The organism is Negativicutes bacterium, assembly GCA_018052945.1.
Taxonomy (GTDB): domain Bacteria; phylum Bacillota; class Negativicutes; order JAGPMH01; family JAGPMH01; genus JAGPMH01.
Genome location: JAGPMH010000043.1, coordinates 1 through 12,362, shown reverse-complemented (window position 1 = coordinate 12,362; position 12,362 = coordinate 1). Strand labels below are relative to the sequence as shown.

14 protein-coding genes and 1 riboswitch are annotated in these 12,362 nt (G+C 34.7%); of the genes, 4 read left to right on the top strand and 10 right to left on the bottom strand.

The window, feature by feature from the left end:
* On the top strand, positions 1-962 hold a 962-nt coding region (locus KBI38_06820), incomplete at its 5' end, for a hypothetical protein (GenBank protein ID MBP8629769.1).
* 63 nt (positions 963-1,025) lie between these two features.
* Here KBI38_06820 and KBI38_06815 read toward each other — a convergent pair.
* Both KBI38_06815 and KBI38_06810 read right to left on the bottom strand, forming a co-directional pair.
* Positions 1,026-2,198: a pyridoxal phosphate-dependent aminotransferase gene (locus KBI38_06815; protein ID MBP8629768.1), complete on the bottom strand. Its 1,173-nt coding sequence runs from the start codon at positions 2,196-2,198 to the stop codon at positions 1,026-1,028.
* A gap of 1 nt (position 2,199) precedes the next feature.
* Positions 2,200-3,339, bottom strand: coding sequence for a PLP-dependent transferase (locus KBI38_06810; GenBank protein ID MBP8629767.1), 1,140 nt, complete (start codon positions 3,337-3,339; stop codon positions 2,200-2,202).
* A 222-nt stretch (positions 3,340-3,561) separates the two neighbouring features.
* On the opposite strand from KBI38_06810, the gene cysK reads away from it, so the two are divergent.
* Positions 3,562-4,494, top strand: a complete 933-nt coding sequence (gene cysK, locus KBI38_06805) for a cysteine synthase A (GenBank protein MBP8629766.1) — start codon at positions 3,562-3,564, stop codon at positions 4,492-4,494.
* A 3-nt stretch (positions 4,495-4,497) separates the two neighbouring features.
* A riboswitch (SAM riboswitch) is annotated at positions 4,498-4,595 on the top strand.
* A 59-nt stretch (positions 4,596-4,654) separates the two neighbouring features.
* Entirely contained in the window at positions 4,655-5,005 is a 351-nt protein-coding gene (locus KBI38_06800) for a hypothetical protein (GenBank protein MBP8629765.1), read from the top strand.
* Between the two features lie 30 nt (positions 5,006-5,035).
* On the opposite strand, the gene bioF is transcribed toward KBI38_06800, so the two are convergent.
* From bioF to KBI38_06770, 6 genes are all read right to left on the bottom strand, one after another.
* A complete protein-coding gene (gene bioF, locus KBI38_06795) occupies positions 5,036-6,196 on the bottom strand; it encodes an 8-amino-7-oxononanoate synthase (GenBank protein MBP8629764.1) in 1,161 nt (386 codons plus the stop codon).
* Positions 6,193-6,948: a 6-carboxyhexanoate--CoA ligase gene (locus KBI38_06790; GenBank protein ID MBP8629763.1), complete on the bottom strand. Its 756-nt coding sequence runs from the start codon at positions 6,946-6,948 to the stop codon at positions 6,193-6,195. Before KBI38_06790 ends, bioF begins: the two co-directional genes overlap by 4 nt.
* Positions 6,949-6,960: 12 nt before the next feature.
* A complete protein-coding gene (gene bioB, locus KBI38_06785; protein ID MBP8629762.1) occupies positions 6,961-7,959 on the bottom strand; it encodes a biotin synthase BioB in 999 nt (332 codons plus the stop codon).
* A 71-nt stretch (positions 7,960-8,030) separates the two neighbouring features.
* Positions 8,031-8,831, bottom strand: a complete 801-nt coding sequence (bioC, locus tag KBI38_06780; protein ID MBP8629761.1) for a malonyl-ACP O-methyltransferase BioC — start codon at positions 8,829-8,831, stop codon at positions 8,031-8,033.
* The gene (locus KBI38_06775; protein ID MBP8629760.1) at positions 8,821-9,516 is read right to left on the bottom strand and encodes an alpha/beta fold hydrolase; all 696 of its coding nucleotides are present in this window, start codon (positions 9,514-9,516) and stop codon (positions 8,821-8,823) included. The genes bioC and KBI38_06775 overlap by 11 nt, the downstream gene beginning before the upstream one ends.
* A gap of 117 nt (positions 9,517-9,633) precedes the next feature.
* The gene (locus KBI38_06770; GenBank protein ID MBP8629759.1) at positions 9,634-10,104 is read right to left on the bottom strand and encodes a hypothetical protein; all 471 of its coding nucleotides are present in this window, start codon (positions 10,102-10,104) and stop codon (positions 9,634-9,636) included.
* 188 nt (positions 10,105-10,292) lie between these two features.
* On the opposite strand from KBI38_06770, the gene KBI38_06765 reads away from it, so the two are divergent.
* Positions 10,293-11,249: an SLAC1 anion channel family protein gene (locus tag KBI38_06765; GenBank protein MBP8629758.1), complete on the top strand. Its 957-nt coding sequence runs from the start codon at positions 10,293-10,295 to the stop codon at positions 11,247-11,249.
* 27 nt (positions 11,250-11,276) lie between these two features.
* Here KBI38_06765 and KBI38_06760 read toward each other — a convergent pair whose 3' ends face one another.
* Positions 11,277-12,152: an EamA family transporter gene (locus KBI38_06760; protein MBP8629757.1), complete on the bottom strand. Its 876-nt coding sequence runs from the start codon at positions 12,150-12,152 to the stop codon at positions 11,277-11,279.
* A gap of 12 nt (positions 12,153-12,164) precedes the next feature.
* On the bottom strand, positions 12,165-12,362 hold a 198-nt coding region (locus tag KBI38_06755), incomplete at its 5' end, for an EmrB/QacA family drug resistance transporter (GenBank protein ID MBP8629756.1).

Sequence of the window (12,362 nt, the reverse complement as noted above, 5' to 3'; positions counted from 1 at the left end):
CTACCAACTGGCAAACAGCAACAACTTATCCGGCTGAACAGTTTCACGTGAAAATATCCTTGGACAGTGATACTACCAACCAAGCAATTGTCCCTTCAACCCCACCGAAAAACACCACTTACCTAGTTACTGCTACGGGGCGCTGTAATGGCATTCAAAAAACAATGAGTGCACTTGTCAGTGTTAATCTTGGTGGCATCAACGGTAATAGTCCGATGTTTAACTATGGTATTTTTTCTTCCGGCAATATTACCTTGTTCGGAAATGATACTATTAATGCTGATTTTGGAGCTAATGGTAGCTGGTCTGATACTACTGCCAAAGTAAATGGTGGCTATACTATTACTTCAACCAGTGCTACTAATACCACAAAATGGAAACAACTGGATAAAACAATTTCTTGGCCCTTTGTCGACTTTAGTCAAGCTGCCAGCACTTACAATAATCCCAACCGACCGATTTTAACCAAAACCGATAGTGCCGGTAATACTATTGTCGTAAACAATATGACCGATATGCTAGCTGCCAGCAAAAGCACCCAAACCTTAGAAGGACGGACAATCATTATTGATGGTAATTTATATATTGACGATAATGCCATGAAAGATCTTAATAGCTTGCAATTAAAAAATGTTAATATCTTTGTTAATGGTGAATTTGGTATTAATACTACTAAACAAATTAATGTTAATTCTGATTGCTTAATTGTCGCTAAGGATCGTATTTTTCTGCGTGGCAACAATATCGGCGGAGCAATGTATGTTGGTTATAGCGATATTCAAATTTTTGACTCTAACTTAAACGGTGGCGCCTTTTATGCAAAAGACAACATCACTATCTCTAACTCCAATATTAACCAAAGCTTAAAAACAGTTACCAACAACGGGTTCTCGGCTGGTAGCGGTACTGGTAGCGGTACTGCTAACGTTGTTAATGTTTCAAACTGGACTATTTATTCTTAATAAAAACCCCGTCTAATACTGACTATCGCTAAAAGCGGTAGTGACCTTAGACGGGGTTTTATTTTATTGTTTTAATGCTTCCTTTAATTGTGTGAAAGCTTGTATTAAAATTTTTTGCGGACAGGCAATATTGATCCGTTGAAATCCTACTCCTTCTGTACCAAACATTGTTCCACCATCTAGCCATAATTTCGCTTTATTGATAATTAAATCTTCCAGCTCTTCTTCCGTTAAATTAAGTTCTCTAAAATCAAGCCATAGTAAATAAGTTCCTTCAGGCTCAACTAATTTAACTTGCGGTAAATTATCTCTTAAAAAGGTTTTTACATATTCTAAATTTTCGGCAATATATATTTTAACCTGTCTGAGCCAGTCTTCACCTTGACTGTAAGCAGCTTGACACGCAATCAGTCCCATAACATTAATATCAGCATTAGCTGTTTTTTTCAATTCTTGTTTGAATTTTTTTCGCAAATTTTCATTAGCAATAAAGATATTAGATACTTGTAAGCCCGCAATATTAAAAGTCTTGCTTGGGGCAGTACAAGTTACCGTTATCTCTTGATAGTCAGTTTTTAAGTTAGCAAACACCTGATGTTGATGACCCTGATAAACAAAATCAGCATGAATTTCATCTGCCACTACAATAACCTTATGTTTTAAACATATATCCCCTAGTTTTAACAGCTCTTCTTTGTTCCAGACCCGCCCCACCGGATTATGCGGACTACATAACACAAATAATTTAACCTTATGGCTAATTATCTTTTCTTCAAAATCGACAAAGTCCATTTCATAACGACCATTTTTATAAACTAACGAATTATTAACAACTTTCCGCTGATTATCTTCAATCGTTAAAAAAAACGGATAGTATACCGGCTTTTGAATAAGCACAGCATCGCCAATATTAGTAAAAGCTCTAATGGCATTAGCAATTGCCGCTACTACTCCCGGCGTTTTAACAAGCCACTGCTTTTTCGTCGACCAATTAAATTTTTCCTGATACCATTTAGCAATAACCTCATAATACGGTGTTTTAACTTCGGAATACCCAAAAATCCCATGATTACAACGTTCAATTAAGGCATCTTTAATTTCTTGTGCTACCGGAAAATCCATATCAGCAACCCATAACGATAGTAAACCACTGGGTTTTTTCCGTTCTTTCGCAAAATCATATTTAATTGATAATGTATTATTTCGTTCTATTACTTGGGAAAAATCATATTTCATCTTAATCCTCCTCAAACGCCTGCTCTAAATCAGCTATAAGGTCTTCAACATCTTCAATTCCTACCGATAAGCGTAGTAAATGTTCATCAATACCTTTAGCCTGACGAATCTCTGGCGGAACATCAGCATGCGTTTGTAACATCGGATAAGTTAACAACGACTCTACACCGCCTAAGCTTTCCGCATACTGTACTACTTTAATTTTTTCTAATAATCTAATCGCCACTGCCGGCTTATTAACTGCAAACGAAATCATTGCGCCAAAACCACTACTCTGCTGTAAGGTAATATCATATGAAGGATGTTCCGGTAAACCGATATAATAAACTTTTTTTACACTATCTACAGTTTTTAAATAGTTCGCAATTTTTACAGCATTACTTTCCTGCGCTGCTAATCTCAACGCCAAAGTTTTTAAGCCTCTAATCACCAGCCAACTATCAAAGGGCGCTAAACACGCACCAATAGTCTTATAAATAAATCTCAGTTTCTCTGCTACTATATTCTCTTTAACTACTAAAAATCCCGCCAAAGTATCATTATGACCGGCTAAATATTTTGTTCCACTATGAACAACAATATCGGCACCTAAATCTAATGGCTTTTGAAAATAAGGAGTTAAAAAAGTATTATCAACTATCAATAATAATTTATTTTCTTGAGCAATCTCAGCAATAGCTTTAATATCACTTACTTTCATCAGCGGATTAGTCGGTGTTTCAATATAGATTGCTTTTGTTTTATTATTTATCAAATTTTTTACAGCACTACTGTTACTGCTATCAATATAATCTATTGCTAGTTGATTTTTTTTCGATATATTATCAAATAACCGCTGTGAACCACCGTATAAATCATCAGAGCAAATAATATGATCTTGTGGCTCAAATAGTTCCATCACTGCCATTATTGCCGCCATGCCACTCGAAAAAGCTAAGGCGTCAATACCATTTTCTAAATTAGCAACTATCTTTTCAACATGTTCACGCGTCGGATTTTGTAATCTAGAATAATCATAACCGGTACTTTGTCCAACTCCAGGATGCACAAAGGTTGCCGCTTGATAAATAGGTACACTAATCGCTCCGGTAGGATTATTTTCTATAATATTACCATGGACACATTTTGTCTTGATTTTCATATTATCCCTCCTGAATTATATCATATAAACTATATATGTTTTATATATGATATAATTCAATTGTCATAAAAGTCAACATTTTTTTATGTTGAAAAGCTCCTCTTACCTAAACTTTTTAACATAAAAAAATAATTTTAAAATTATCATTGACATTACAAAAATAGTATTTTAAAATGAAAACATATTAATCATATATGTTTTATTAATCGGGAGGTTTTAATCATGGCAAAAATTTATGAAAGTATCGCCGAGTTAATCGGGCAAACTCCACTATTAAAAGCACAGCGCTTTGCTAAAAGTGAAAATTTAACAAGTACAATCTTAGCTAAGTTAGAATATTTTAATCCAGCCGGTAGCGTTAAGGATCGGATTGCTAAAGCAATCTTAGATGAAGCCGAAGAAAAAGGGTTGCTCAATAAAGATTCTATTATCGTAGAGCCCACTAGTGGCAATACCGGGATTGGCTTAGCAAGTCTGGCCGCTGCCCGCGGTTATAAAATAATCTTAACAATGCCAGAAACAATGAGTATCGAACGACGCAATCTCTTAAAAGCCTATGGCGCAGATTTAGTGCTAACTGAAGGAGCTTTAGGAATGAAAGGGGCTATTGCTAGAGCTCTAGAAATTAAAGAAGAAAACCCTAACGCTTTTATGCCATCACAATTTACCAATCCAGCAAATCCAGCTATCCATTATAAAACAACCGGTCCAGAAATTTGGAACGACACCGACGGTAAAGTTGATATCTTTATTGCTGGTATCGGCACTGGTGGCACAATCAGTGGTGTTGGCAAATTTTTAAAAGAACAAAACCCTAATATAGAAATAATTGCCGTTGAACCAACTGACTCCCCTGTTTTATCAAAAGGTCAAGCTGGTTCTCATAAAATTCAGGGTATTGGCCCTGGTTTCGTTCCGGAAACACTCAACACTGAAATTTATGATGAAATCATTACTATCACCAATGATGAAGCCTTCAAGTACGGCAAAAAATTCTCTCAAGTTGAAGGGGTATTAATTGGTATATCGTCCGGTGCTGCTTTAGCTGCCGCAACTAAAATTGCTCAGCGCAGTGAAAATAAAGATAAAACCATTGTTGTATTATTGCCAGATACCGGTGAAAGATATCTATCAACCCCATTATTCAACAATTAAATAATACTATTAAGAGTGGTGGAGGGACTGGCCCTATGAAACCCGGCAACCGACAATAGTACGGTGCTAATTCCAACCAAGTTATCTTGGAAAGATAGGGTATTAAAAACAGCCTATTGGCTGTTTTTTTATCAATACTATAAAAATCGGAGGCTATATTATGAATAAAAAAGAACGTGTCCAAGCGGCCTTACTTAGCAAAAATCTTGATCGTCCACCAATTTCTTTATGGATGAATTACCCGGAGGTGGATCAAGAGCCGTTAAGTCTCGCTAAAGCCCATATTGCCTTTCAAGAAAAATTCGATTTAGATTTTATCAAGCTAACGCCTTTTGATTTATATAGCGTTCAGGATTGGGGTTGCCAAATACAGTTTTTTTGCCAACAAGATCAAAATCCTACTATCTATAAATACGCCATAAATAATATTACTGCCACCCGCTTGGTGGTGGAACGTTATGGTGATAAAGATCTTTGGAAATATCTTTCCATGGATTCATCCTGCTTATAAAAGAAACGGTATAGTCTATAAAATTATAGACTATACCGTTTCTTTTATAATATCGGCAATAATTTTGGCGGCAGCTTTTAAATCAGCTTTTGTATGTGTTGCCATTACCGTCAATCTTAACCGACTTGTGCCAACAGGTACTGTTGGTGGCCTAATCGCACTTACAATAAGCCCGTTGTCTTGACATTTTTCCTTGATTTCAAGAGTTCTCGCTGCATCACCAATAATAATCGGAATTATCGGTGTCTCGCCATCTATTACAGTAAGACCTTCAGCCATTAAGCACTCTCGCATAAATAAAGAGTTAACGCTTAATGTATTAACTAGCTTATCATTGTCTTGTATTTCTTTAATTGCTCTTATGCTTGCACAAACTACAGCTGGGGCTAAAGCTGTCGAAAAAATAAAACTGCGTGCAACGTTACGCAGATAATCAACTAAAATTTGTGAACCTGCCACAAAGCCACCTTCTGAGCCTATCGCTTTACTCAAAGTTCCTATTTGCACCGCAACTTCTGCCTTAAGACCAAAGTGATGCGCACTACCTTTACCGTCACCAATTACCCCCGTCGCATGAGCATCATCAACAATTATTTCTGCACCATATTCTTGGGCTAATGCTACAATTTCATCTAGTGGTGCAATATCACCATCCATGCTAAACACACCATCAGTAATAATCCATTTACGCCCTGCACAAACCGTGTTTTGTAAAAGCAGTTTTAAATCAGTCATATCATTATGTTTATATACTTTAGTTTCCGCTTTGGCCAAACGACAACCATCAATAATGCTGGCATGATTTAATTCATCACTGAAAATAACATCATTTTTAAGGCATAAAGCACTAATGACCCCAACATTAGCCATATAACCGGTATTAAAAACCAGTGCGGCTTCAGTTCCCTTAAATTGAGCGATACTTAATTCCAGTTCATCATATAACGGATAATTTCCCGTAGTAAGCCTAGCTCCGCCGGAGCCGGTACCATATTTTACAATCGCCGCTATCGAAGCTTGCTGGATCTTGTCATTATGCGTTAATCCTAAATAGTTGTTTGAGGCTAACATCAAACATTTCTTTTCGTTAAGCATTACATAGTTTCCGTCAATTTGTTGATAAGCTACAGTCTTGCGCCATAAATTTTTTTCTCTGATAATATTCAAAATATCTTCCAAGTGTTTCACTATCTGGTCTCCTCAAACACAATTTGTACCGGTTGCTGTTCTAAAAATTCAATTAAAGCTTCCACTGCGACATTGTTTACAAAAAAAACTCTTCCACCAATATCATTGCCCAACGGTTTGATATTAGTAAATCTAGTATAGCACTGTTTCGTCGCCACATACCCTGCTGTATATTCAGGATCATCTGACCAACATAATTCCGCCACAACACCAGGTCCTGCTACCACTTTAGATGCTAACACCAGTGCCTCTCTGATATGCAAGTTATCATAGCCTTGGCTAGCTAAAAACTTTGTAAAAGAAGCTTCCTCTGCAATATCCATTCTTGAAACTCTAATTCCCCGTTGTCCATAAGTGTCAATTCGCTTACCGGTCTTAACATCAACAATCATTGCTCCACGCAAACTAGTGGACAAACCGGCTAACAAATTAAAGACATTATTTATCGCCATCTCACTAATACCAGCACTTTGCAACACGCCTTTAGCAAAGTTTCTCCCGCTAGCAGCATCAACTGTTTCTATTGATTTTATTGATAAACAATTAATTTTCTGTACAGTTTCCGGATTAAGCTTCTCAATAACAATATTAATAAAATCAGCCTCACCCTTTGTATGCGTTAAGGCTCGCTCTATCATTTGACTTGCTATCAGCTGAAGGTTTTCTTTGCTAACCAAACGCTCAGCCCCAGAAATATGTCTGCCACCCTTTTCATGACAACCACCTTCTGCTGCTCTCATTCTTATACTATACAAAGTAACAACCTCCTAGTTTTTCTGTGCTGATAAAGCTACTAAATCCAAGTCAGTTATCATTTTCATATCATCACTATAATTTCTGCCACCGGTTGTTAAATATCCACCAATCAACATCCCGTTAATCCCACCCATCAAGCCCAGCGCTTGCAAATCGCGTAAATTAACTTCACGACCACCGGCAGTCCGAATACCTTTCTTAGGTAAGATAAATCTAAATAACGCAAATATTTTAAGAATTTCTTTCGGCTTTAAGGCTACTTGACCTTCTAATGGAGTTCCTTTAATCGGATTAAGTAAATTAAGTGGAACTGAATGAACATTCATCTCTTTTAAATCAAACGCCATATCCAGTCGATCTTCCATACTTTCGCCTAATCCCATAATGCCACCTGAACAAACTTCCAGTCCAGCTTGATGTGCAATTTCAATCGTCTTAGCTCTATCATCATAAGAATGAGTACTGCAAATTTTATCATAATAACCCCGGCTACTTTCCACATTATGATGATAACGACTAACCCCAATTTCCTTTAAGGCTTTCGCTCGTTCTAAAGTCAAAGTTCCCAGCGAAGCACACAATAACAAGTTAGTTTCCGCCTTTATTCTTTTTAAAGCTTCAATAATTTTCGGAAAATCATTGTCACTGGCAACACCCCTACCACTAGTTACAATACTAAATCTTAACGCCCCTCCAGCTTGTGCTTTTTTCGCCGCAGCTACCAATTCATCACTACTCAACAAATCATAGACCTTAATATCAGCCTTGTAATGTGCCGATTGCGCACAAAAAGTACAATCCTCTGAACAACGACCAGAACGCCCATTGACAATAGAGCATAAATCAACTTCATCGCCCACAAATTTTTGTCTAATTTTATCGGCCATCGCTAATAAAAATGGCAAATTTTCTTCGGCCGTATTAGCTAATTTACTAGCCTCTGCTCTAGTAATACTGCCCCCGCGTAAAACTTTTTCACCCAAAGCAAATATATTCATAACTTCTCTCATTATAATTCTCCTTTTGCTGCGATGGTTAACATTTTAATTTAGGCTAACCATCATTTTATTAAATCCTTACTTTAAGCCCTAACCTTATGGACCGCATAAATAATATGATATGTTGCCGGAATCTTTCCGATGATGCCATGATTTCTAGCATACTTTTCCATCATCTTCAACATTAATTTTCTATTAATTAATACTTTATTGCTATTGTTAGCATTATTAGCACCAACCTTTTTCACCGAACTTAAAAAAGCTTTAACATTAGGAAAAAACTCCTGCACTTTTTCTTCAGTAACACTAACACTAAAGTTTAGTGCATTGCTAATTTTTCTTAAGTTTTTCCAGGAAATAAAAGCCGGTCCATGACTATTAGTATTTGTCAAAGCTAACTCTTCTTTGGCTAAGTTAAAAGAATTATTAAGTTCCCAAAAAGTATCTTCACCAAAAGTAGCATAGACTAAACAACCTTCTGGGGTTAATAAGTCTTTAAATTTACTAAAAGCATGATAATAATCATTAAACCACTGAAACACAGCATTAGATATTATCAAATCAAATTTTTCGCCACTGCTATAATTTTCACCATCTGCTTGTTCATAAGTGATATTTTTATAGTGACTTAGCTTAGCTTGGGTAAAGTTAAGCATTTCTTGGGAAATATCGGTACTTCTAATTTTAGCCTGGGGAAAGGACTTCGCTAAAATTTCCGTGAAAAATCCAGTGCCACAGCCTATTTCTAAAATATTCTTAAAATCACCTTGTTTTTGCGCTAAAGCACCAAGCTTACTCGCCATCAGTTTTTGGACAACAGCATATTCATCATAAGTACTAACATTACGACTAAAATGCTTAGTAACACCTTGTTTATTTATCATATAATGCCTCCTGTTGCAAAATATTTTTGCAAAGCTCTGCTTGCGTCCAAAACGGGATATGTCCTGCTCCTGTTATTTTAAAAAGCTTACTGTTTCTTAATGTGTGATGTAAAAATTCTGCTGCTTGGGGCAAACAAATAGCATCAGCACTACCGGAAATAATAATTGCCGGAACTTTAATCTCCGGTAACAACAACCGTAAATCCTGTTCTTGTAAATACGTTAAACCTTGTTGCAAACTTTCTAGCTCTAAATCATAGAAAAACGGCGCCATATCCTTAATAAAGTTATGGCGAAAGTTATCCTCGCTATAACTAAACATTAAGCTATAAAAACTTTGCTGCGTTACTTCTTTATTGCGACTTAATTTGCGTTGCAAGTTTTTAAGCACCCCGCTTGGTAACCCCACCTCATAATCACCACTGCTGATAAATTTAGCAGTGGGTGAAATTAAAACAAGTTGAGCAATTTTATCACCATGTTTATGTGCCAATTCTAAGGCCAACATACTTCCTAAACTCCAACCTAATATCGTAAGTTTTTTCTGCTTAACAGAAAAACACTGTAAAAATTCTTGTTCAACAACCTGAAATTGTGGCAAGTTTTTACTATAACAAGTTCCGCTATCTTTTAGCCACTGTGGCCAAACTCTTTGATCTGTCCCCCAGCCCTGAATAATAAACAAACCACCACTCCTTTAGTTAACCATTTTATTTTTATCGGTTAACAATTAGCATTATAAAATAAACCCCTTAAAATAGCAATAAAAAGAAGAGCTGTAAATACTCACAGCTCTTCAACCTTATAATTGATTTTTCCAATAGTTTAAATCAACTTGACTAAGCGGAAACACTCTAAAATTTGTATCATCTTCATATTTAAAACCAACTTTTACCATTGTTGCACTTTTAATTTGTTTCACTACAGCTTCATCTAATACTACTTTTAAAATATTTTTTGCTTTCCTTTGTTCCAATAAACTCCCTTGGTCATTGTTGCTTTGACTAATACTTTGTGCTAAACAAGAAACTTCTCCGTTATCAATTATCAATTCCAATTGTGGTGATAATTTTGCTCCTGAATACCGAAAATCAACAATTTCCAAAAAGGCTGCTTTCACAACACCATCCTGCTTTAATCCAATAAAATCAATATTACAATAACTTGATAAATTATCAGCTTGGCGATTATTAAATGAATATATTTGTCCACTAATTACAACAATGCTAATAATTACAATGCTAACCATTAATCTGATAATATTTTTCGTCATAAAATCCCCCACTCCCCATACCACCTTTAGTCTAACACAAATTTCCATTATCAGCGGTATTTTTAATATATATTTCCCCAAAATTTCTGTGACAAACTCACTTTATTAATTATTTCTGCTATAATAAAATAAGATTATTGACATATGTCTATAATCTTTACATTATCATTTAAAAGGAGTAATATCTTATGAATTTTTCAAAATTAGAATTTTTTCCTTTATCATTCTTTTCTATTATTATGGGATTAACAGGATATACAATATCATTGCAAAAATTAGAAAAGCTTTTAAGCTATCCTTATCTTATTAGCACAACAGTTCTTTATATTATTTCTTTTCTTTTTTTTATTATTTTAATAACTTATATTATAAAATTTTTAAAATTTAAACCTTCTGTATACAAAGAACTATCGCACCCCATAAAAATAAGCTTCGCACCAACTTTTACTATTAGCATTATCCTTTTAAGCATAGCTTATTATGATTTAAATACTAATTTATCTAGAATATTATGGATAATCGGTTCCTCGCTACATTTATTATCAACAATTGCAATATTATCTTATTGGATTCGCCAATCAAAATTTGAAATAACACACTTTAATCCAGCATGGTTTATACCAATTGTTGGCAATATATTAATTCCAATAATTGGAGTAAACCATGCTAATTCTGAAATATCCTGGTTCTTTTATAGCATTGGTATAGTTTTTTGGCTTTTATTTTTCACAATTTTTATTTATAGAATATTTTTTCATCATCCATTACCAGAAAAATTATTACCAACTTTTTTTATTTTAATAGCTCCTCCAGCTTTAGGTTTTATTTCTTATCTTAAATTAACTAATAACATTGATAGTTTTGCAAAAATTTTATATTACTTTGCTTTATTCTTAACTATATTTTTATTTAGTCAATTTACAATGTTTAATAAAATTAAGTATTATTTATCATGGTGGGCATATTCCTTCCCTTTAGCTGCTATAACTATCGCCAGTTCTTTAATGTACAGTATAACAAATATTATTATTTATAAATTAATTTTTTTTACATTATTAACCTTTTTATCAATTTTTATCATAATATTAATTTTAAATACTATTAAAGCTATTATAGCTAATAAAATTTGTCTTCCTGAAGATTAAAATTTAAACTAGCAAGAATATTTATTTTTAAATATTCTTGCTAGTTTTTTTACTAATAATCAGTCCAACAATAATTAAGCTTACTCCTAATAAATTTAGCAAACCAAATTTTTCCTCAAAAAACAAACACCCTAGCAGCACCGAAAAAACCGGTGGTAAATTATTATATAACGACGCCTTATTACTGCCAATCACTCCGGCTCCCCAAATCCACAAAATATTGCCTAAAAACAGCGGAAAAATGCCGGAGTAAAAAATGCTTACCCACGCTTCCCACGGTAAATTACTCCATTTAGTCTGATAAAAATCATTGAGCGAAAATGGCATTAACAAAATTGTGGAAATCAATAAAATATAAGTTGTCACTTGATAGGGCGAATATTCTTTGATGCTCTGTTTTGAAAACACGGTGTAATAAGCATAGCAAAATTGGGCTAATAATAACATTGTCCCACCAATTAAATGATTACTCTCCAGGCTAAAACTTTGTCCGGTACTAAAAATCATTATTATTACACCGACCAAAGAACAAATAATGCTATACCCTAAATTGACATTAGCTTGTTCAAATTTGTGTAGGTAATTAATCACAGCAACACTAATCGGTAAACAACTCAAAATTAGTGAAGCATTACCAACGGTAGTTAATTTAACGCCGGTAGTAAAGAAAATTTGAAACAAGAAAAAACCAATACTGGCAATCATAATTTCTTTGTAACCATAATGCCTTAAGCTTTTAAAAGTAACCATTTGGCGGGCTACTAACCAACTCAAAACTCCCGCTAAAATCATCCTAATAAAATTATAAGACATTGGTTCAACCGACAGTAGCCCCACTTTCATAGCACTAGGATTAATCCCCCATAATAACGCTACAAATATTAAAATTAACTGTACCTGCATTAAAGATTACCTCTATTCTGTAACCACCGTTTTTTTCTTTTTGCCGTGCAACTCATTCTTCGGCATAAACAATGCTACAATCCCTAATAATATCATAATCGTTGCCACAAATTCATACGCATCAGCATATGCCAGCAAACTCGCTTGATGCATTAGTTCTCTATAAATTTTCCCCAAGGCCATTTGTGAGGCTTGAGCATCGGAGAACCC